This is a genomic window from Brevundimonas sp. (assembly GCF_051858995.1).
Classification (GTDB): Bacteria; Pseudomonadota; Alphaproteobacteria; order Caulobacterales; family Caulobacteraceae; genus Brevundimonas.
The window spans coordinates 1-20,216 of record NZ_JBHYGN010000005.1 but is presented as its reverse complement, the minus strand read 5'-3'; the positions used below and the strand labels follow the sequence as shown (position 1 = coordinate 20,216).

Sequence of the window (20,216 nt, the reverse complement as noted above, 5' to 3'; positions counted from 1 at the left end):
CGTCGTTATCGGATCGGCAGGCCGTAGATCAAGCCGGCGGGCCGTTGGTCCCATTGTGCGTTAAGCCCGCGGGCCAGGTCGAGCGGAGAATCCGAACCGACGTTACGGGCGAAGATTTCCCCATAATTCCCCTCGGCTTCCAGCGCGTCCTTCATCCAGGTCTTGGACAGGCCGAGCATCGGCCCAAACTCGCCCTCGGCGCCCAGCAGGCGGCGAACGCGCGGATCGGTCGAGTCGTCGGCCATGGCCTTCACATTCTGGCGGGTGACGCCCAGCTCCTCGGCGAGGATCAGGCCGTTCAGGGTCCAGCGCACCACCGAGGTCCAGGCCTCGTCGCCCCGCTTCACCGCCGGCCCCAGCGGCTCCTTGGAGATCACGTCGGGCAGGATGGCGTGCTGCTCGGGGTTCGTCAGCAGGGTGCGGGCGGCGGCCAGGGCCGAGATGTCAGCGCTGAAGGCGTCGCAGTCCTCGCGCGCATAGGCCTCGCGCGCCTGCTCCTCATTGGCCGTCACCACCGGGGTGTAGGCGATGCCTCGCGCCCGGAACCAGTCGGCCACGTTCAGCTCGCTGGTCGAGGCCCGCTGCACGCAGATCCGCGCGCCGGTCAGCTCGGCCGCGCTGGCCAGGTTCAGCGCCCGGCGCACCAGGAAGCCCTGCCCGTCGTAATAGTTGATGCCGGCGAACCGCACGCCTTCCTGCGCCTCGCGCGACAGGGTCCAGGACGTCGTGCGCCACAGCACGTCAACCCGCCCGCTGCGCAGGGCGTCGAACCGCTGGCTGGTGGTCAGGGGCACGAAGCGCACCGCATTGGCGTCGCCCAGCGTCGCCGCCGCCAGCGCGCGGCAGAAGTCGGCGTCAAAGCCCCGCCACTGGCCCCGGTTGTCCGTATAGGCGAAGCCGACCAGCCCCTCGTGCACGCCGCAGTTCAGGCGGCCGCGCCGCTTGATCGCCTGCAGGGTCAGGCTGTTGAAGTCAGGGGCCGCGGTCGGCGCGTGGTCGGCGGCGTCCTCGGTCGCCGTCTTTTCCTGCCCCCGGGGACCGCAGGCGGCCACGGCCAGCGTCATCACCGCCGCCAGAGTCGCGGCCAACGCCGCACCCAGAACCCTCACCCTGCCTGTCCGCATTCCGCGCCTCGTCAGTGTTTCCGCCAGACTTGCGCCCCGGCCCTTTTAGAGGCCTTTGAACCCTGAACCGCAACCCCGCGAGCCGCCGATGACCGACCGTTCCGACCGTACGCGCCTGATCGCGGGGGCCACGCGCCGCACTCCGGTCCCCGGTTCCGGACGTCGCCCCGTCTCCCCGCCGGTCGAGCGGGCCTCGACCCTGCTCAACGATTCGCCCGGCGCCATGCGCGACGGCTCCACCGGCCCGACCTACGGCATCGAGGACCTGTCGGCGGGCCGCGCCCTGCGCGAGGCGCTGGCCGAGCTGGAGGGCGCCTCCGACATCTGGCTCGTCCCCTCGGGCCTCGCCGCCGTCACCGTGCCCCTGACCGCCCTGCTCCAGCCCGGCGATCAGGTCGTCACCACCGACGCCCTCTACGGCCCCACCCGCCGCTTCCTGCATCGCCATCTGAAGCCGCGCGGCATCGCTGCCGCCTTCCATCCCGCCGACGCCGGGACCGACGCCATCCTCGCGACCCTCACCGACCGCACCAAGGTCCTGCTGATCGAGTCGCCCGGCTCCCTGACCTTCGAGATGCAGGACGTCCCCGCCCTCGCCGCCGCCTGTCGCGAACGCGGCGTCCTGACGATCATGGACAACACCTGGGGCGCGGGGCTGGCCTTCAAGCCTCTGGCCCACGGCGTCGACGTCAGCGTTCAGGCCCTGACCAAATACGCCGGCGGCCATTCCGACCTGCTGATGGGCTCCATCGCCGTCGCGGACGACCGGGTCGGCAGGCCGATCTTCGAGACGATCGAGGACTACGGCTGGCGCGTCACCTCCGACGATGCCTGGCTGGCCCTGCGCGGCCTTCGCACCCTGCCCCTGCGCTATGCCGAACAGGCCCGCTCGGCCCGCCGCGTCGCCGACTGGCTCCTGTCCCGACCCGAGGTCGCCGATGTGATCTGGCCCGCCCTGCCCGGCTCACGCGCCCACGCCCTGTGGAGCCGCGACTACACCGGCGCCGCCTCCCTGTTCGGGCTGGTGATGAAGGGCGGCGACACCGCCCGCGCCCACGCCCTGATGTCGGCCCTCAGCCTGTTCGGCCTCGGCTACTCCTGGGGCGGCTTCGAAAGCCTGATCACCCACGAGACCGCGCAACTGGCCCTGCGCGGCAGCCCGCCCAAACTCGCCGGCGAACTCCTGCGCCTGCACATCGGCCTGGAAGACCCCATCGACCTGATTGCCGATCTGCAGGTCGGGCTGGCGGCATGGGGCGCGGCGGCCTAGACCTTCGCTCGCGCCGCCTTCAGCTTCGCCTTCACCGCCTCCCGCGCCGTGGCCTGACGCTTCACCAGCGCCTCCGCCTCGGCCTCCAGCGCCGCCCGCTTCGCCTCGAGCGCCGCCGTCTCCCCGGCCTGCGTCGTGTCCAGCGCGGCCAGTTCGGCCTCCAGCGCCTCCACCCGCGCCTTCGCCCTCCGACTGGCGGCCGTTTCCTTCGGCGCCGAGGTCCGGGCGACCTTGCCGACATCCACCGACAGGCCGCGTTCGATCAGTTCGCCGGGCGCCTTCAGGGCCGCGGCGCGGTCGGGCCCCTCGTCGATCTCCTTGGCCGACCCGTCCTTGAACAGGTCCCGCTTCAGCCCGAACGCCGCCAGCGCCTTCGTTCGCGACGAGGCCGCGACCGTCCAGACATGGAAGCCGTCGGAATAGCAGAAGGTCTTGAGCGCCCGGGCCATCCGCCGCTCAACGGCGACGCGACGTCCGGGTTGCGCGTGAACCCTTCGCCGCCGTCGTCGTTCTCAACCGGACGGATGACACCGGGAGCATGCCCGGAAGGAGACTTCATGCCGCGCCCCGCACCGTCCGAACGCCGCAACTGGATCATGACCGGCTGGTCCAGCCTCTGGGCTGTCATGATCACGGGCCTGCTGTTCCTCAGCATCTACGAAACCCGCACCGCCACCGACCGCCTCGACGCCCCGCCCTATGCGGTCGAGTCGACGGGGGAGCGGCTGCTGTACTGAAAAATCAAAAGCCCCCGCCGCGATGCGACGGGGGCCAATGACGGCGCCCGGGGGAAGATCAGGCCGCCAGCATCCAGTCGGGATCCGTGGGAGCCAGCAGGCTGCTGACATCCACCGTCTCTCCGTTCAGCAGCAGGGTGTCGTTCGCCCCCGTCGTCGCCCAGTCGATGACCCGGACGCCGTAGTCCGACTCCGTCGAGCGGATGAACAGATCGCCGTCCACCACCTCGAACGCGAACGAGCCGTTCAGCACGAAGGTATCGGCCCCATCGGTATTGGCGATGGTGTCGAAGCCGCTGTTGCCGCTGTCGATCATGTAGGTGTCGTCGCCCTCTCCGCCGATGAACAGGTTGTCGCCGCCACCGCCCATGAAGGTCGATCCGGCGTCGCCGCCCACGAATGTGTCGTCGCCCAGACCGCCGAGGAAAGTCGTCGCGACATCCCCGTGGACCGTGATCCGACCACCTTCCTGGGCCGCGCCGACCACCAGCAGGTCGGTGTTTGCGTCGAGGTCTTCGACGTCCAGCACCACATCGCCGGCGCCGTTGGAGACCGTCACCAGCTCCAGCCCCTCGGCGAGGACATGGCTGCTGACATTGACCTCGATCATGCGGGCCTGATCCGAGGCTCCGCTCGAGGCGAAGGCCACATCGGCCGCGTCGCGCACCGTGCCGTCGGCCATCACCACCGTGGTGGTGTTGGCGATGAAGTTGCCGGCGTTGGTCGAGGCGGCGCCGTTCAGGGCCAGGTTGATCGAGATCACCCCCAGTTCGGCCAGCGTCATGGCCTCGCCGTCCTGGCAAAGGCCGTCGCCATTCAGGTCGCGCCAGATCAGGAAGGACGCGAACAGCTCGTCCTGGGCGTCCAGCACGCCGTCGCCGTTGCTGTCGAAGACCGCCAGCGCTTCCAGGTCGCTGCCCGCCGTCGGGCTGAAGTTGGTCAGGCCGAACTCGGCGTAACCGTCCACCGTCCCGTTGCCGTTCGCGTCGAAGGCCAGCAGGCCGTCGTCCGCGCCCACCCAGCCGGTGTAGCGCAGATCCCCGAAACCGGCGTCGATCTGCAGATCGCTGTGTGCGACCGACAGCAGTTCGACGCCGTCGCCGTCCAGATCGATGACCACGGGGAACAGGGCCTTGAACGCGTTTTCAAGGGCGTTGCCCAGCGCGCTGAAGGCGTTCGAAATGCCCGAGACGATGCTGTTCAGCGCGCCCGAGAAATTCCCGCTCATCATATTGCTGATGGCGCCCGAGAAGCCGCCGAACAGGCTCGATCCCGCCGAAGCCAGACCGCCGCCCACCGCGCCGATCGCTCCGCCGATCCCCACCGCCGTGTGATAGACGCTGGCGATCGCCCCGATGAAGGGCACCGAGGCCAGCGCGTACAGGTTTCCGGTCAGCAGCGTCTGCACCAGATTGCCTACGGCGTAGGTGATGTTGCCGATGATGTGGGTCACCGCGCCGCCGAACGAGCTCAGGTCGTGGTTGAAGCCGTTCCAGTCCGTCTGATCGACCGGCTTCAGTCCATAGGGGTCATCGTTCGGATGCTGGCGGATGTACTCCGCCATCGCCGCGCGGATGTAGGCGGCGTCTTCCGGTCCGCGGACCAGGGTCCGGCCATCCCCGTTGACGTAATTCCACGCCTGCCAGCGGATCCAGGCGTCATTCGCCCCATTGCCGTTGTAGCGGCCGTAGGTCGGGATCCAGTCCAGATTGAAGAAGGAATCCTGCCCCGTCAGATTGGCCAGCGTGGCGTAATAGAGGTTCTGCTGAACGCTGTTGACCTGACTGGCGCTGTTGACCTGCGTGTAGTTGATCGCCTCCCCGATCGTATACCCGCCGCCGTAATAGTCCCACGTGCCCGGCGGCGGATTACCGTCGTCGACAAGCTCGATTTGAGTCGGCATCTGTTCCCCCTTGATCGATAGCCGTTACCTGACAGCGGACGCCCGCTGTCGCTCCTCCCGGGTGACGAAGCCGTCCCGGTCGAGGTCATTGCGCCGGAAGTCCCTGTCGGCCCCCGGCCAGATCGCTTGCGGACGGATCACGCCCGAGCGCGCCAGTCGGCGGAACTCGCCGCGCGCGCTGTTCTCGCACCACCCCCGATGCGGGCTGGACGCGTCGATGCCGCCGCACATCATGTCGGCGAACTCGGCCCAGCTGATCTGAACATTCTGGTCGGCGTCGAAGGGGGCGTAGGTCGCCCAGGCCTTGGCGCGCCACTCGTCGCGGTTCAGGCGACCGTCCCGATCCGCATCCGCCTCGTCGAAAGCCCGGATCGACCGTTCCCGCGCGGCCTCAAGCCGATCCTGCGGGCTGACAGTGGTCTGCGAGACCCCCACGGCCGGCCAGAGCGCCAGCCCCATCGCGCCACAAAGGGCGACCACGCGTACAGAACCACCGACTGACAAAACACGCCCCACGCGAACTTCTCGCGCTACGAGAGCATCCCCTCAAAGTGGCGTCAACCGATCAATTCCACTCGTGGACGTCCGCCGGGCGCCCCAAAGCCGTGGCATTACCGAAGCTTCACTGGCTGGCCGGAATGCGATGTGATCCGGTGCCGGGCCTTTTAAAAAGGAGCCGGCATGCAGCTTCGCCCCCTTCTCGTCGCGGCGACGGCGACCGCGATCCTGGCCTGCGCGCCCCTCGCCGCCTGCTCCGCCGAGCCGGCGCCGGGGGACGCGATGATCCAGCAGGCCGTCGCGCCCGAGGTGGCCACGCTCATGGCCGATCCCCGGATTCAGGCCGTGTCCGTCGCCGTGGTCCAGGCGGGGCGCGTCCACACCTTCCACTATGGCCGGCTGCCGTCGGGCGACGCCGCGGATGACCGGACGCTGTACGAGATCGGCTCCCTGACGAAGACCTTCACCGGCCTGTTGCTGGCCCAGGCGGTGCGTGAGAACAGGGTCGACCTCGACGCCCCCGTCTCGCGATATCTCCCGGACGTCGACGCGTCGCGGCTCGCGCGCAACGGCAAGGCCGTCACCCTGCGTCATCTGGCGACGCATATGTCGGGCCTGCCGACCCTGCTGGCCTGCGAGGACCAGGACGCGCCCGACGCACGCCGGACGTGTCTTGCGGCCCACGACGATCAGGACTTCATGGCGCGCCTGGCGAGGGTCGAGCTGCGGTCCGATCCGGGCGACGCCTACCTCTACAGCAACGCCGGAGGCCGCCTCATCGGTCTGGTGCTCGAGCGCGTCCATGGCGCGCCTTTTCCCGATCTGGTGCGCCAGCGCATCCTCTCGCGCATCGGCGCCCCGGACATTCGCTGCGGCGCCGGCGCGGGCGACCCGGATCGCCTGGCGGTGAGCGAACTAGCCGCGACGGGCTGCGACGGCGCCGGCGGGCTGCTGGCGTCCGCATCGGACATGGGGCGCTATCTGACCCTCTATCTGGCCGACCCGGATGCGGCCGCCGTTCAGGCCACGACGCCGCTGTTCCAGCAGGATCAGTTCGGGCGCGCCTATCTCTGGAACACCTTCAGGCCCGAGACCGAGGGCCAACTCTATCATGGCGGCGGCACCTTCAACACGTCGTCCTGGATCTCCCTCTATCCTCGCGAGGGCGTCGGCGTGTTCCTCGTCACCCCCAACATCGACGAGGGCGTCCAGGGCGTGCTCAACGAACGGGCCAACGCCATCGCGGAGCGCGTTCGCCGCGACGCCCGCCAGGAAGCCGCCGCCGCGAGACCCTGAGTTCCGGACCACGCCTGTTAAAGGCCCGCTACCCCCCCGTGCGGACCTGAGCCGTCGCCCTCAATGTGAAGTCATGGCGTCCTTCATGCGACTACCGAAACCATTGGAAACCGGGCTCGCAGTCATCGCGGCGACGGTTGGACTTTTCGCCCTGTTCTCCATCCTGACTGCGCCGCCGCAGCCCCGGCCTCCGCAGGATATCGTGAACGGGACCTGGGTGAGTTCCGACGGCGGGATGATCACCATGCGCGACGGGAAACTGTCTGCCGGCAACGCAAGCACCACCTATGTCATCGAGACGGACAAACAGGGGACTTACGTCCTATTGGGCGGCCGTCTGCTCGCCGAAGACGGCGGGTCTGTTCGTGTCGAACACCATCAGGACTGGATGAAGTCCTATCTGAATGAACCGGATCGTCCCTCAAGGATCAGCTTCTGGGTCTGGCGAAATGCTCAGAGCACAGGGCCGGACCTAGTCGTGTTTGATCGTCGCCCGGAGCGAGAGCCCGACGTCCGCTAACCGCCGTCACGGACCTCTGAAGGTCCGCTCCCAAGATGACCAGGCGCGTGCAGCGCACTTCCACGTCCGCCCCATTGCGGACAGTCGAACGGTGATCGATGATCGCGGCATGGCGTCTTCGACATTGAGCATCAGGCCCGCGTCTTGGGAAGACATTCCGATGTTGCTGGACCTGTACCAGCATCTCATTCCGGGAGACGAAAAGCCGACCCCTGAGGAGGCCGTCGAGACGTTCGAGAGATTTATCTCATACCCGGGCAGCGCGATCTTTCTGGGCGAGACCAATGGGCTGCTGGTGTCATCGTGCGCCCTTGTCGTCGTCCCAAATCTCACGCGCGGAGGCCGCCCGTACGGTTTGCTGGAGAATGTCGTCACCCACGCGGACCACAGACAACGGGGCTTCGGGAGACAGCTTCTGGACGCGGCGTCCGAAGCCGCCTGGAACTCAGGCTGCCACAAGCTCATGCTGATGACCGGGTCGAAGAAACCGGAAACGCTGGGCCTTCTATCTTCGCGCCGGCTTCGAACCGTCAAAGGTCGGCTTTCAGAAGCGGCGCATTCCAGCGCGCGTCGAAAGCTGCTCCGCCGCCGTCAGGACGGCTTTCCCCATCACGGACAGTCTCAGCGGAAACCCTTGGCGCGCCCTGCAGGATTCGAACCTGCGACCGTCCGCTTAGAAGGCGGGTGCTCTATCCAGCTGAGCTAAGGGCGCCCGAGGGGCAGAGGCGCGGGTCGCGCCCCAGATCGCACCATGCCGACAGAAGCCGCGGGCACGAAACACTAAACCGGCCTCAGGTAGCGCGAAGCGCGGTAGGCCAACAAGAATGGCCTCAAGTAGCCGACAGGCGGTAGGCCACTCAAAGAAGCACTGACTGCTGCGCAGTCAGTGCGTCCACGACTGCTTGCGGTAGGTGGCGAAATTGTCGGCGTAGGCCTTGATGATCACCGGCGGCTCCTGCGGCTCGTGCAGGCGGAAGGCGATGCCGTGGCGTTCGGCGTAGGCGACGGCCTCTTCCTTCGAATCGAAGGACAGGCGGACCTGGCCGTTCATGTCCGACGAGGAGGTCCAGCCCATCAGCGGGTCGATGGTGCGGGCCGAGGCCGGCTCGAACTCCAGCCGCCAGTCTCTCGACTTGGCCTTGCCGGACTGCATGGCGGTCTTGGCGGGGCGGTAGATGCGGGCGATGGCCATCGAAATCCTCATTCGTCCGGTCGAAACCGGCTCCCCGGCTCTAGAAGTCTTCGGCATCAGGATCAAGGTTGGCGGGCCTCCCGACGCCGCCTGCGCGGAAAATCCTTCGATTCTCCACATGCCTCGCGGCGCGGGCCTGGGCATGAGAAGGTCTCACTCTGAAGGACGAGGCCGGGATGACGGGCATGACGAAGACGGAAGACGGACCCAAGGTCCCGCTGTGGCGGGTGGTACTGTGGGGCGCCATCGCGGCGCTGCTGGTGCTGCCGCTCGTGGCGATGCAGTTCACGACCGAGGTCGACTGGGGGCCGGAGGACTTCGCCTTCGCCGCCCTGCTGCTGGTCGGCGCGGGCGCGGCGTTCGAGCTGGCGGCCTGGAAGGTGCGCGACCTGACCGGCCGGCTAGTGCTGGGCGCGGTGCTGATCGGCGCTGTCCTGCTGATCTGGGCCGACGCGGCGGTGGGCGTGTTCTAGGCCCAAGGCTGATGGTCGGAGTGAGAGGATTCGAACCTCCGACCCTCTGGTCCCAAACCAGATGCGCTACCAGGCTGCGCTACACTCCGGCGGCGGGATTTGACACACTCGTCGTCCCGCCGCAACGCGCCTGAGGTCTTTTATTCCGCCTATTCGGCGAAGAACGGATGGCTGACCTTGTCGCCCGGCCTGGCGCCGATCTCGTCCGACCGGCCCGCGCGCAGTTCCAGCACGCCCATGGCCGGGCCGTTGGACGGCAGGACCGTGTCATTGTTCGGGGCCGCGTTCTTGACGATCGAGACGATGCGCCCGCGCGGGTCGATGTAGATGATGTCCAGCGGGCTGGGCGTGTTGTGCATCCAGAAGCCGCGCTCGGCCACGTCCGGGAACTGGAACAGCATGCCGCGGTCGTCGGCCAGCGGCGGGCGCTCCATCAGGCCGCGCTGGCGCTCGGCGTCGTCGTCGGCGATCTCGACCATGAATTTGTGGTCGCCGGACGCGGTGGTGATGGTCAGCGGCTCCAGCGCCTCGCCGTTCGGCCCCTTGGGCGTCGCCAGGGCGCAGCCGGACAGCAACAGGGCGCCCGCGACGGCCGCCAAAATCCCGTGACCCAGTATTCCACGACGATGAATCATACGCATTCGCCCTTCCACGCGGGCGGATGCCTTATCCGCCCATCCTGATTTCAGCGACCACCAGCCCCTTGGGGCCATCGGCGAACCGCACCGAAACCGGCTCTCCGGGCAGGAGATCGTCCAGCCCGCAGCGCCGAAGCGTTTCGACATGCACGAAGATATCGCCTGCCTGCCCGTCGCGCACCACGAATCCGTAGCCCTTGGTGCGGTTGAACCATTTGACCACCGCCGGCTCCAGCGGACCGCCGGACACGGGCGCCAGATTCGCCGCCGCGGCGCGCAGGCCGTCCGGCGCCGGGCGGCGCGGCGTCTGGGCCGCCAGGGCCGGGTCGCCCTCGCCCAGATCGACAATCTCGATCACCTGCCAGCCCTTGGGGCGACGTACGCAGTCACACGAGATCGGCGCGCCTTCCGCCGCCGTCTCATGCCCGCTGTCGCGCAAGCTGGAGATGTGCAGAAGCACGTCCTTGAGGTCCGTCATGCCGGGATCGTCGGGTACGATGAAGCCGTATCCCTTGCCCGGATCGAACCATTTGACCCGACCAGCGATCCGCACAGCGGTCGCGGTTTCCCCACCCTCGTAGTCAGACACAACTTTCCCCCTGCCCGGGATCAGTACGGGCACGGCTTATTTAACACGGTTCTTCGAACACCTGAAAAGCGAAAAACACCCATTTTTCGTGGTTGTACAACGACCCGCGTTCAACCGCTTCCCCGGCGTACGGTCGCGTACGGCAAGGAACAGCCCCGCTCGGGCCGGTCATCTCAGCGATGTGTGGGAAGCCCCGCGTGGCAGTCCCTAGGGGAATCGAACCCCTCTTTTCAGGTTGAAAACCTGACGTCCTAACCGATAGACGAAGGGACCGCAGCGCGGGGAAGCGGCGATATAGCCGAGCCGATCCCGCAGGCCAATCCCCAATCTCACGCCCGACGAAGATGACCTCCACGCGAACGCGGAACGCCGCGAAGCGCGGGTGCGTGGTTCGAAATGTCAGGGAGGGAATGATCCGGAGACGGATCAGGCCTTCAAGGAAGGCTAACCCCGCGTGGCAGTCCCTAGGGGAATCGAACCCCTCTTTTCAGGTTGAAAACCTGACGTCCTAACCGATAGACGAAGGGACCGCGGCGCGGGGAAGCGGCGATATAGCCAACGCCTCCGCAGGCTGCAACGCCTTTTTCGACAAAAGTTCAGATCGCCGTTACGGCCCCGCTTTCGTCAGGCCCCGCTTGATCAGGCCATGCGCGGATCGGCGACGTCCTCGATCTCGAATTGCACGCCGCGACGGCCGTTCCAGTCGTCCGCCTTCAGACGGCCCGCCACGCTCAGCCCGCCGCTGCCCGACAGCAGGGCCTGACCGGTCGGCAGGTCGGCGCAGCGCCAGGCGATGGCCTTCACCGCGGCGCCGTCCGGCCCCACGAGGCGACAGCGCACATGGCCGCCGTTCATGGCCACCGGCTCGCGCACCTGCACATGCTCCATGGCGAACAGGGGCTCGGGATTCGCCGGGCCGAAGGGCGCCAGGGCGTCGAACTGTTCGAACAGGGCCCGGGTGGCCGCGCGCGGCTCGATCAGGGCGTCGATCTCGACCGCATCCAGCGCCTCCGCCGCCGCCTGCTCGCCCGCCAGACGGTCGTTCAGGAAGTCGCGCAACTCGCCGAGCCGGTCCGCCTTGACCGTCAGGCCCGCCGCCATGGCGTGGCCGCCCCCGGCGATCAGTACGCCCTGCTCCCACGCCGCCTGCACCGCCTTGCCCAGGTTCATGCCCGGCTGCGACCGGCCCGAGCCCTTGCCGATGCCGTTCACCGCATCCACGCCGATCACGATCACCGGCTTGCGCCAGCGTTCGCGCAGGCGTCCGGCCACGATGCCGACCACGCCGGGGTGCCAGTCCTCGCCCTCGACCACCACCACGGCCGAGCCGTCGTCATGGGCGCCGGTGGATTCGACACGGCGGATGGCCTGATCGGTGACCTGCTTCTCCACCTCGCGGCGCGCGACGTTCAGGGCGTCCAGCTCCTGCGCGATCGACCGGGCCTCGGCCGGATCGTCGGTGGACAGCAGGCGCGCGCCCAGGTCGGACTTGCCGATCCGCCCGCCCGCATTGATGCGCGGCCCCAGGATGAAGCCCGCGTGATTGACCTTGGCCGGGCCTTCCTCGGCCCCGGCGGCGGCCAGCAGGGCCTTCAGCCCCGGATTGCTCCAGCTCGACATCACCCCCAGCCCGAGGCTGGTCAGGGCGCGGTTGAAGCCGGTCAGGCCGGTCACGTCGCAGATGGCGCCCATGGCGGCCAGATCCAGCCACTGGCGGATGTCCGGCTGCTCCCGCCCTTCAAACAGCCCCCTGCCCCGCGCCTCGCGGTTCAGGGCGGCCAGCAGCACGAACACCACCCCCGCGGCGGCCAGATTGCCCTGCCCCGAGTTGCAGCCCGGCCGGTTCGGATTGACCACCGCCAGACACCGGGGCGGCTCCTCGCGCATCATGTGGTGGTCGATGACCACGACCTTCAGCCCGATGGCGGCGGCGTGGGCCACGGCCTCATTGGCCGCCGCGCCGCAGTCCACGGTGACGACCAGATCGGCGCCCGAGGCCTTCAGGGTGTCGAAGGCTTTCGCGCTGGGGCCATAGCCTTCGGTGATCCGGTCGGGGACATAGATGGGCAGCTCCGCCCCCATGGCCCGGAACCAGCGCACCAGCAGGGCCGCGCTCGAGGCGCCGTCCACGTCGTAGTCGGCGAACACATGGACTGAGGATCCGGCCTGCAGGGCGTCGATGATCGCCGTCGCCGCCGCGTCCATGTCGGTGAAGCTGGACGGATCGGGGAACAGGGCCTTCAGCGTCGGGGCCAGGAAGTCCTGCCCCTGATCGGCGCGCACGCCACGGGCCGCCAGCGCGCGCGCCAGCGGCTCGTCCAGACCCAGGGTCTGCATATGGGCGCGGGTGACGCCGGCCTCGGCGGGCCTCTGCCGCCAGACCCGGCCCGACAGCGAGCGGGAGACGCCCAGAAAGGCAGATGCGCTCCCGCCGTCCGCCATCAGGCGACCGGGCGCGTCGTGCGGATGCGCTGCACGGTGCGGGTCGAGGAATCCATCACCAGCGTATGGGTGGTGACAAAGCCGTCGCGGAACGACACGCCGTCCAGCATGGCGCCCTTGGTCACGCCGGTGGCGGCGAAGATGGCGTCCTTCGAGACCAGTTCGTGCAGGTCGTATTTGCGGTCGAAGTCGGTCACGCCGGTGCGGCGGGCGCGCTCGCGCTCGTCGTCATTGCGGAAGATCAGACGGCCCTGGAAGAAGCCGCCGACGCACTTCAGCGCCGAGGCCGCCAGCACGCCTTCCGGCGCGCCGCCCGAGCCCAGATACATGTCGATGCCGGTTTCCGGCTCGGCGGTGTGGATCACGCCCGCCACGTCGCCGTCGGTGATCAGCACCACCTTGGCGCCGACCTCGCGCAGGGCCGCGATCAGCTCGGCGTGGCGCGGACGGTCCATGACGCAGACGGTGATCTCGCTGGTCGGGACGCCCTTGGCTTTCGCGAGGTTGCGGACGTTGTCCTGCGGGCTGTTGTCCAGGTCGACGGTGCCGACGGGATAGCCCGGGCCGACCGCGATCTTGTCCATATAGGTGTCCGGCGCGTGCAGCATGCCGCCGCCCGGCGACATCGACAGCACGCACAGGGCGTTGGCCATGGCCTTGGCCGTCAGGGTGGTCCCTTCCAGCGGGTCCAGGGCGATATCGATGGCCGGGCCTTTGCCGGTGCCGACCTTCTCGCCGATGTACAGCATCGGGGCCTCGTCGCGCTCGCCCTCGCCGATGACGATCTTGCCGTCGATGTCGAGGCTGTTCAGCGCGGTGCGCATGGCGTCGACGGCCAGTTGGTCGGCCTTCTTCTCATCGCCGCGGCCGATCTGGGCGTAGCTGGCGATGGCGGCCAGCTCGGTGACGCGCGCGGCGTCGGCGGCGAGGGTTGAGGCGTAGGGGGCCGATCCGGCCATGGGCGTTCTCCGTCAGCGATCATCCCCGGATTCTGTCGCCCGGGCGATTGTGAAAGGGGTTAGCGGCGGTCGACCGGCGGCGGGGCGCGGCCCCGTTCGCGCGCGGCCCGCAGGCGGGCCTCGATCTCGGCCTGGGTCTCGGCGGACGCCGGGTCCACGGGGGTGGCGGCGATTCGGGCGCGCACGGCGGCGGCGAAGGCCTCGGCGTCCTCGGTCGTCTGCCAGTCGATGCGCGACGCCTCGCCTTCCAGCGCGCCCGCGCGGACCCTCAGCGTGTTCACCTGCAGGGCCACTTGGGCGGGCTCGGGGGCCGGCGTGGCGCGCGGAAACTCCTCCCAGCGGGGGTATTCGCGATTCGCGTCGACCAGGGCCTGCACCTGCGGCGCGACCGGCGAAGCGGCGTCCGTGCGCGAGCTGAACGCCCCGCCACAGGCCGAAAGCAGGCCCGCCCCCGCCAGGACGACGCACAGCGCAGCATTTTTCCGGTTCAGCGCGTTCATTTCAGAGGCGGTCTACGCCATGATCGTGACAGGCGGAAGGGCGGCGCGAGTCCTTGCGTCCAATAATGACGCGCAGCAGGACCCCCAGCATGGCCCGACGTCCCACCGTCCCGCCGACCGAGGCTCCCGTCCCGGAGCCGGCCAAGGCCCCGCGCCGCGCGGGTCGTCCCACCTCCGCCAAGCCCCCGCGCCCCCGCGCGAAGAAGGCGAAAGCCGCCGAACCGGCTCCCGAAGCCGCGCCCGCGCCCGAACCGGCCCCGCAGCCGGAGCCCGAGCCCGAGCCCCAGGCCGAAGCCGCCGCCTCCGCCTTCGGCGCCGGGCAGCGCGAGATGCTCGAGACCCTGTCGCTGAACCTGGCCAAGGCCGCCATGACCGCCCAGACGGCCATCGCCGAGGCCGCGCTCAGCCAGGCGGACCGCCCCGCCGCCCTGTCGCCGGATCCCTTCAACGTGGGTCCGGCCATGACCTCGGTCATGTCCAGTCTGGCCTCGCGCCCTGATCGGCTGTTCAGCGCCCAGGCCGACCTGTTCAACCGCTACATGGACCTGTGGGCCTCCACCGCCCGCCGCGCGGCGGGCGAGGACGTCCCGGCCGCGCCGTCCAAGGACAAGCGATTCAAGGACCCGGCCTGGTCCGAGAACCCCATGTTCGACATCATGCGCCAGTCCTATCTGGTCACCGCCGACTGGATGAACGGGCTGGTCTCATCGGTTGACGACGTCGATCCGCGCACCAAGCGCCGGGCCGAGTTCTTCACCAAACTGCTGACCGACGCCTTCTCGCCGTCCAACTTCCTCGCCTCCAACCCGGTCGCGCTGAAGGCCCTGGCCGAATCGAACGGCGAGTCTCTCGTGCGCGGCATGCAGAATTTCGCCGCCGACATGGAGCGCGGCCACGGCAAGCTGAAGATCAGCCAGGCCGACTACGGCCGGTTCGAGGTCGGGGTGAACGTCGCCACCGCCCCCGGCCAGGTGGTCTGGCGCGACGAGCTGTTCGAACTGCTCCAGTATGACGCCGCCACCGAGACCCAGCACGCCGTTCCGCTGCTGATCTTCCCGCCGTGGATCAACAAATTCTACATCCTGGACCTCCAGCCCGAGAACTCGATGATCCGCTGGCTTTCGGCCCAGGGGTTCACCGTCTTCGTCTGTTCCTGGGTCAATCCGGACACCGACAAAGCCGGCTACGGCTTCGACGACTATCTCGAAAAGGGCGTCTATCGCGCCGTCGAAAAGGTGCTGGAACAGACCGGTTCGAAGCACGTCAACACGGTCGGCTACTGCATCGGCGGCACCCTGATGGGCGCGGCCCTGGCCCATATGGCCGAGAAGGGCGACGACCGCGTCTCGGCCAACACCTTTTTCGCCGCCCAGCATGACTTCGCCGAAGCGGGCGACCTGCTGCTGTTCACCGACGATCACTGGCTGGCCGAGATCGAGCAGCAGATGGACGCCGCCGGGGGCGTCCTGCCCGGCGCCGCCATGGCCGAGACCTTCAATGCGCTCCGCGCCAACGACCTGATCTGGTCGTTCTTCGTGTCCAACTATCTGATGGGCAAGGCGCCGCCCGCCTTCGACCTGCTGTTCTGGAACGCCGACCAGACCCGCATGCCCAAGGCCCTGCACATGGACTATCTGCGCTCCATGTACGGCCGCAACGCCCTGACCGGCGGGGATTTCCAGATCGGCGGCCTGACCGTCGACCTGTCGAAGGTGACCATGCCGCTCTATTTCCAGGCCAGCCGCGAGGACCACATCGCGCCGATGAACTCGGTCTACCGCTCGGCCCGCGCCTTCTCGAACGCCGACGTGACCCTGACGCTCGCCGGTTCGGGCCATATCGCCGGCGTGGTCAATCCGCCCTCAGCGAACAAGTACCAGCACTGGATCAACCCCGCCCTGCCCGCCACCCTCGGCGAGTGGCAGGCGGATGCCGAGGAGCATCCCGGCAGCTGGTGGAACCACTGGGCGGCCTGGCTGCACGACAGGTCCGGCCCGCAGGTCCCCGCCCGTGATCCCTCCAGGGGCCCGCTCAAACCCGTCGAACCGGCCCCCGGCAGCTATGTGAAAGTGAAGTCTTGAAGCGTTTCGAACCCAATCTGCTGCTGGCCGTCTCCACCGCCTTCGCCCTCGCCCTCGTCGTCATGACCGCCAGCCTGTTCGGCGCGCCCGGCACGACCCTGCGCAATGTCCTGCTGGCGGTGATCTGCGCCGGAGGCTTCGTCCTGCTCAACCCGATCGCCCAGCGGATGATGAAGGCGCCCGCGCGCCCGCCGATGATCCATCCGGACAGCCCCGGCACGGCCCTCTGGGCCGGCCTCTTCCCCATGCTGGTCATAGTCGCCGCCGCCCTGCCGGTCTTCTGGCCCGGCAAGGACTACGGACTCCTGGTCCTGATCGCCGCCGTCTGGTTCGGCGTGACGGTCGAGTCGGCGATCAAGGCGCGCGCATAACGCGACACCCTCTCCCGATGGGAGAGGGCTTGAGCGCACGGCGCCGCAGGCGTCGTCCTTGCACTCAAGGGTGAGGGTCGTCTCCCGGCATTCGGCGATGAGCCGCGTCGCTGACGGGAGCGGCGGCTAAAGCCGACGGACGCAATCGACCCTCATCCGACCGGGCTCCGCCCGGGATGGTCTTCTCCCATCGGGAGAAGGATCACTGAAGACCGCTGTCTTCCGCCAGACCCAGCATCAGGTTCAGGTTCTGCACCGCCGCCCCGGACGCGCCCTTGCCGAGGTTGTCCAGCAGGGCGACCAGACGCACCTGCTCGCCCCCGCGATCGCCGAACACATGCAGCTTCAGCCGGTTGGTGCCGTTCAGGCCCTCCGGGTCGATCCCGGTCATCGCCTCGGTCTCCTCCAGCGACGCCACCTCGACGAACCGCTGGCCCGCATAGGCCTCGACCAGCGCGCCATGCACCACCTCGACCGACGGCGAGCCCGGCAGGGCCGACAGGTGCAGCGGAACCTCGACCAGCATCCCCTGCCGGTACGACCCCACGGCGGGCGCGAACAGCACCTTGCGCTCCAGCCCGGTGTGCAGGGTCATCTCCGGCACATGCTTGTGCTTCAGCGTCAGCCCATAGGCGCGATAGGCGTCCGCCTCGCCGCTCTCGAACTCGGCGATCATCGCCTTGCCGCCGCCCGAGTAGCCGCTGACCGCATTGACCGTCACCGGCCAGCCCGCCGGGACGATGCCCGCGCTGACCAGCGGTCGGACCAGACCGATGAAGCCGGTCGGATAGCAGCCGGGGTTCGATACCCGCGTCGAGCCCGCGATGGCTTGCCTCTGACCCGGCGCCATCTCGGCAAAGCCATAGGTCCAGTCGGGATCGACCCGGAAGGCGGTCGAGGCGTCGATCACCCGCACGGCGGGGTTCTCGATCATGCCGACGGCCTCGATGGCCGCGTCGTCCGGCAGGCACAGGATCACCGCATCAGCCGAGTTCAGCGCCTCACGCCGCGCCTCGACGTCGCGCCGCCGGTCGCCCAGCAGCAGCAGCTCCAGATCGGACCGCGCCTCCAGCCGCTCGCGGATCTCGAGCCCGGTCGTTCCGGCTTCGCCGTCGATGAAGATGGTGTGGGTCATTCGCATCTCCTGGTCCTTCTCCCCTTGCGGGAGAAGGTGGCCCGCGCAGCGGGTCGGATGAGGGGTCGCACTGACCCGACAATCTGGCGACTTTCAGACACGACATCCGACAGGCCGGAGCGACCCCTCATCCGTCGGCCTTCGGCCGCCACCTTCTCCCGCAAGGGGAGAAGGAAGACAGACAAAGAAAAAGGGCGCCCGGTTTCCCGAAGCGCCCCTGATCCAACCCGTAATGAAACGGCTTAGCGCTTCGAGAACTGGAACGAACGGCGAGCCTTGGCGCGGCCGTACTTCTTGCGCTCGACGACGCGGCTGTCGCGGGTCAGGAAGCCGTGCGGCTTCAGAACCTTGCGCAGTTCCGGCTCGTAGTGCGTCAGGGCGTGCGACAGGCCGTGGCGGATCGCGCCGGCCTGGCCCGACAGGCCCGAACCTTCAACGGTGCAGATCACGTCGAACTGGGTTTCACGCTCGGTGACGACCAGAGGCTGGGCGATCATCATGCGCAGAACCGGACGAGCGAAATACTGCTCCTGGTCCTTGCCGTTGATGGTGAACTTGCCGGTGCCCGGCTTCACCCACACGCGAGCGATGGCGTTCTTGCGCTTGCCGGTCGAGTAGGCGCGGCCTTGCGCGTCCAGCTTCTGGACGGCCGGAGCCGCGTCTTCAGCGGCGACGGTTCCGAGGCCCTTCAGGGCGTCGAAGCCGGTGTTTTCGGTGGTGACGTCGGTCATGCTCAGACGCTCCGGGTGTTCTTGGCCGACTTCGAGGCGAAGTCGATGGTTTCGGGCGACTGGGCCTGGTGCGAGTGCTCCGAGCCCGAGAACAGGCGCAGGTGCGTCATCTGCTTGCGAGCCAGCGGCGACTCCTTCGGCAGCATGCGCTCAACGGCCTTCTCCAGGACGCGCTCGGGGAAACGACCGCCCAGAACCTTCTCCGGGGTGGTTTCCTTGACGCCGCCCGGGTGACCGGTGTGACGGTAGTAGACCTTGTCGGTGTTCTTCTTGCCGGTGAAAACGACCTTGTCGACGTTGGTCACGACGACATAGTCGCCGCAATCGACGTGCGGGGTGTAGTCACCGCGGTGTTTGCCGCGCAGACGGTTGGCGATGAAGGTCGCGAGACGGCCCACCACGACGCCTTCGGCGTCGATGTGGATCCACTTCTTCTCGACCTCGGCCGGCTTCAGCGAAGCCGTGGTGCTCTTCAGCATAACGAGGAGTCCTTGGGAGACGGGCGAAACGGGTGCTCAACCAACGAACCGGCTGAACGGAAGGCGCGCTGATAGAGGAAGGCGGATCGCCGGTCAATGCCGATCTGCGCGGCCATTTCGGGTTATAGCACTGTAAAATAACGATAAAAATGAAACGGTATTAAAATACCTCACCGTTTTCAGCGCAGGAGGGTGTGGGGGATAGGGTGTAGGGTGTCCCGAGCCACCCGCCCACTGACATCCACTCCACGTCTTCACACCCCATCCCCCACACCCCACCCCCTCTCCATACGACCAATTTTGACGTACCGGCGTTCCATACTGCACCTCGCACCCAGCGCGAGACCCTTCGATGACGACCGCCGCCCCCACGGACCGCGCCGACGCCGGCCTCCACACCGCCCCGGACGAAGTCTGGGCGCAGGTCCGCGACGACTATCTCGCCGGCTGGTCCGCCCCCGCCTGCTGCCGCCGTCACGGCGTCGGGCTCAGCACCCTGCGCAAGCGCGCGGCCGAGGAAGGCTGGCGGCGCACGGACCGGCCCTGGTCCCGGCCCAACGGGCTGGACCTCGACGACGAGGGGCTGGCGCTGGAGGAGCAGTTCGACGGCGACCTCGACCAGATCCCGCTGGGCGAGCTCTCGCTGGTCGCCTTCCAGCGGATGATGCGGGCGGTCCTGCACGGCAAGGCCATGGAGGCCCTGCGCTGGCGCCGGGTCTACAAGGCCATCGAGTCCGAGGCCGCCGAGGTCCGACGCCGCCAGCAGCAGGCCGAACGCGAGCGCAGCCAGGCCGCCCGCCGCGAGGTCCGCGACTTCGGCGACGCCGTCGTCATGGCCGCCCGCGAAGACTACGAAGCCGCCCTCGCCCGCTGGAAACGCGGCGAGCCGATAGACGGGATAGACGGCATAGACGGTGTATTCGCACCGTCTCCCGGCGCGATGCCCTCACCGCCGGTTCTCCCCGGCCTCCCCGGCGGCGCGGCCCTCGCGGGGGCGCCGTGAGGGGCTCCCAAACCCACTCCAAACGCTATCGTCATACCGGACAAGCGCTCGCGCAGCGGGCGCGCGATCCGGGACCCAGCGGCGCCGCGACTGCGGCGAAACACTGCCGCCCGATACTCACGCACCGGCGCTCCCGACAGGGTCGCGCTGTCGCGCGCCGCTAGGTCCCGGGGTTCGCTCTACGAGCGCCCCCGGGATGACGCCGGCAACGAGGAGGCACCCTACTGCCTACTGCCTACTGCCTACTGCCTACTGCCTACTGCCTACTGCCTACT

At 68.4% G+C, this 20,216-nt stretch carries 21 protein-coding genes, 4 tRNA genes and 1 pseudogene; 9 read left to right on the top strand and 17 right to left on the bottom strand.

The window, feature by feature from the left end; translation table 11 throughout:
- Positions 1 to 5: 5 nt before the first annotated feature.
- Positions 6 to 1,109, bottom strand: coding sequence for an amino acid ABC transporter substrate-binding protein (locus ACTIEF_RS04515; RefSeq protein ID WP_439471003.1), 1,104 nt, complete (start codon positions 1,107 to 1,109; stop codon positions 6 to 8).
- A gap of 103 nt (positions 1,110 to 1,212) precedes the next feature.
- Here ACTIEF_RS04515 and metC point away from each other — a divergent pair, with 103 nt between their 5' ends.
- Complete coding sequence (metC, locus tag ACTIEF_RS04510; protein WP_439471002.1) at positions 1,213 to 2,394, top strand: cystathionine beta-lyase; 1,182 nt, start codon at positions 1,213 to 1,215, stop codon at positions 2,392 to 2,394.
- On the opposite strand, the gene ACTIEF_RS04505 is transcribed toward metC, so the two are convergent.
- Complete coding sequence (locus ACTIEF_RS04505) at positions 2,391 to 2,843, bottom strand: hypothetical protein (RefSeq protein WP_439471001.1); 453 nt, start codon at positions 2,841 to 2,843, stop codon at positions 2,391 to 2,393. The two genes, metC and ACTIEF_RS04505, sit on opposite strands and share 4 nt — an antisense overlap.
- 108 nt (positions 2,844 to 2,951) lie before the next feature.
- On the opposite strand from ACTIEF_RS04505, the gene ACTIEF_RS04500 reads away from it, so the two are divergent.
- Entirely contained in the window at positions 2,952 to 3,131 is a 180-nt protein-coding gene (locus tag ACTIEF_RS04500; RefSeq protein ID WP_439471000.1) for a hypothetical protein, read from the top strand.
- A 58-nt stretch (positions 3,132 to 3,189) separates the two neighbouring features.
- Here ACTIEF_RS04500 and ACTIEF_RS04495 read toward each other — a convergent pair whose 3' ends face one another.
- Both ACTIEF_RS04495 and ACTIEF_RS04490 read right to left on the bottom strand, forming a co-directional pair.
- Positions 3,190 to 5,034 carry a hypothetical protein gene (locus tag ACTIEF_RS04495; protein WP_439470999.1) on the bottom strand — a complete coding sequence of 615 codons (1,845 nt, stop codon included), beginning with the start codon at positions 5,032 to 5,034 and terminating at the stop codon, positions 3,190 to 3,192.
- A 24-nt stretch (positions 5,035 to 5,058) separates the two neighbouring features.
- A complete protein-coding gene (locus tag ACTIEF_RS04490; RefSeq protein ID WP_439470998.1) occupies positions 5,059 to 5,514 on the bottom strand; it encodes a hypothetical protein in 456 nt (151 codons plus the stop codon).
- 201 nt (positions 5,515 to 5,715) lie between these two features.
- Between ACTIEF_RS04490 and ACTIEF_RS04485 the strand changes: the two genes are divergently transcribed.
- From ACTIEF_RS04485 to ACTIEF_RS04475, 3 genes and pseudogenes are all read left to right on the top strand, one after another.
- Positions 5,716 to 6,828, top strand: a complete 1,113-nt coding sequence (locus ACTIEF_RS04485; RefSeq protein WP_439470997.1) for a serine hydrolase domain-containing protein — start codon at positions 5,716 to 5,718, stop codon at positions 6,826 to 6,828.
- 73 nt (positions 6,829 to 6,901) lie between these two features.
- A complete protein-coding gene (locus ACTIEF_RS04480) occupies positions 6,902 to 7,348 on the top strand; it encodes a hypothetical protein (RefSeq protein ID WP_439470996.1) in 447 nt (148 codons plus the stop codon).
- Between the two features lie 109 nt (positions 7,349 to 7,457).
- A pseudogene (locus ACTIEF_RS04475) lies at positions 7,458 to 7,805 on the top strand (GNAT family N-acetyltransferase); the annotation flags it as partial.
- Positions 7,806 to 7,983: 178 nt separating this feature from the next.
- On the opposite strand, the gene ACTIEF_RS04470 reads toward ACTIEF_RS04475, so the two are convergent.
- Both ACTIEF_RS04470 and ACTIEF_RS04465 read right to left on the bottom strand, forming a co-directional pair.
- Positions 7,984 to 8,060, bottom strand: a tRNA-Arg gene (locus ACTIEF_RS04470).
- 171 nt (positions 8,061 to 8,231) lie between these two features.
- Positions 8,232 to 8,540 (bottom strand): ETC complex I subunit, encoded by a 309-nt coding sequence (locus ACTIEF_RS04465; protein ID WP_439470995.1) that lies wholly within the window; start codon positions 8,538 to 8,540, stop codon positions 8,232 to 8,234.
- A 185-nt stretch (positions 8,541 to 8,725) separates the two neighbouring features.
- Here ACTIEF_RS04465 and ACTIEF_RS04460 point away from each other — a divergent pair, with 185 nt between their 5' ends.
- A complete protein-coding gene (locus ACTIEF_RS04460) occupies positions 8,726 to 9,013 on the top strand; it encodes a hypothetical protein (protein WP_439470994.1) in 288 nt (95 codons plus the stop codon).
- A 12-nt stretch (positions 9,014 to 9,025) separates the two neighbouring features.
- Here ACTIEF_RS04460 and ACTIEF_RS04455 read toward each other — a convergent pair.
- From ACTIEF_RS04455 to ACTIEF_RS04420, 8 genes are all read right to left on the bottom strand, one after another.
- Positions 9,026 to 9,102: transfer RNA gene (locus ACTIEF_RS04455), tRNA-Pro, on the bottom strand.
- A gap of 60 nt (positions 9,103 to 9,162) precedes the next feature.
- Positions 9,163 to 9,654, bottom strand: coding sequence for a DUF192 domain-containing protein (locus ACTIEF_RS04450; RefSeq protein ID WP_439470993.1), 492 nt, complete (start codon positions 9,652 to 9,654; stop codon positions 9,163 to 9,165).
- Between the two features lie 25 nt (positions 9,655 to 9,679).
- The gene (locus ACTIEF_RS04445; RefSeq protein WP_439470992.1) at positions 9,680 to 10,240 is read right to left on the bottom strand and encodes a cold-shock protein; all 561 of its coding nucleotides are present in this window, start codon (positions 10,238 to 10,240) and stop codon (positions 9,680 to 9,682) included.
- 198 nt (positions 10,241 to 10,438) lie between these two features.
- A tRNA-Glu gene (locus ACTIEF_RS04440) sits at positions 10,439 to 10,513 on the bottom strand.
- 182 nt (positions 10,514 to 10,695) lie between these two features.
- A tRNA-Glu gene (locus ACTIEF_RS04435) sits at positions 10,696 to 10,770 on the bottom strand.
- Between the two features lie 109 nt (positions 10,771 to 10,879).
- Entirely contained in the window at positions 10,880 to 12,682 is a 1,803-nt protein-coding gene (gene recJ / locus ACTIEF_RS04430) for a single-stranded-DNA-specific exonuclease RecJ (protein WP_439470991.1), read from the bottom strand.
- Positions 12,682 to 13,641 carry a class II fructose-bisphosphatase gene (glpX, locus tag ACTIEF_RS04425; RefSeq protein WP_439470990.1) on the bottom strand — a complete coding sequence of 320 codons (960 nt, stop codon included), beginning with the start codon at positions 13,639 to 13,641 and terminating at the stop codon, positions 12,682 to 12,684. The genes recJ and glpX overlap by 1 nt, the downstream gene beginning before the upstream one ends.
- A 59-nt stretch (positions 13,642 to 13,700) precedes the next feature.
- Positions 13,701 to 14,141: a hypothetical protein gene (locus tag ACTIEF_RS04420; RefSeq protein ID WP_439470989.1), complete on the bottom strand. Its 441-nt coding sequence runs from the start codon at positions 14,139 to 14,141 to the stop codon at positions 13,701 to 13,703.
- 89 nt (positions 14,142 to 14,230) lie between these two features.
- Here ACTIEF_RS04420 and phaC point away from each other — a divergent pair, with 89 nt between their 5' ends.
- Both phaC and ACTIEF_RS04410 read left to right on the top strand, forming a co-directional pair.
- Positions 14,231 to 16,222 carry a class I poly(R)-hydroxyalkanoic acid synthase gene (phaC, locus tag ACTIEF_RS04415; protein ID WP_439470988.1) on the top strand — a complete coding sequence of 664 codons (1,992 nt, stop codon included), beginning with the start codon at positions 14,231 to 14,233 and terminating at the stop codon, positions 16,220 to 16,222.
- Positions 16,219 to 16,593, top strand: coding sequence for a hypothetical protein (locus tag ACTIEF_RS04410; RefSeq protein WP_439470987.1), 375 nt, complete (start codon positions 16,219 to 16,221; stop codon positions 16,591 to 16,593). The genes phaC and ACTIEF_RS04410 overlap by 4 nt, the downstream gene beginning before the upstream one ends.
- Positions 16,594 to 16,795: 202 nt before the next feature.
- On the opposite strand, the gene argC is transcribed toward ACTIEF_RS04410, so the two are convergent.
- From argC to rplM, 3 genes are all read right to left on the bottom strand, one after another.
- Positions 16,796 to 17,728 (bottom strand): N-acetyl-gamma-glutamyl-phosphate reductase, encoded by a 933-nt coding sequence (gene argC, locus ACTIEF_RS04405; RefSeq protein ID WP_439470986.1) that lies wholly within the window; start codon positions 17,726 to 17,728, stop codon positions 16,796 to 16,798.
- Between the two features lie 242 nt (positions 17,729 to 17,970).
- Positions 17,971 to 18,459, bottom strand: a complete 489-nt coding sequence (gene rpsI, locus ACTIEF_RS04400; protein ID WP_439470985.1) for a 30S ribosomal protein S9 — start codon at positions 18,457 to 18,459, stop codon at positions 17,971 to 17,973.
- A gap of 2 nt (positions 18,460 to 18,461) precedes the next feature.
- On the bottom strand, positions 18,462 to 18,935 hold the full coding sequence (gene rplM / locus ACTIEF_RS04395; protein ID WP_331047482.1) for a 50S ribosomal protein L13: 474 nt from the start codon (positions 18,933 to 18,935) through the stop codon (positions 18,462 to 18,464).
- A 355-nt stretch (positions 18,936 to 19,290) separates the two neighbouring features.
- Here rplM and ACTIEF_RS04390 point away from each other — a divergent pair, with 355 nt between their 5' ends.
- On the top strand, positions 19,291 to 19,941 hold the full coding sequence (locus ACTIEF_RS04390) for a hypothetical protein (protein ID WP_439470984.1): 651 nt from the start codon (positions 19,291 to 19,293) through the stop codon (positions 19,939 to 19,941).
- Positions 19,942 to 20,216: the final 275 nt, after the last annotated feature.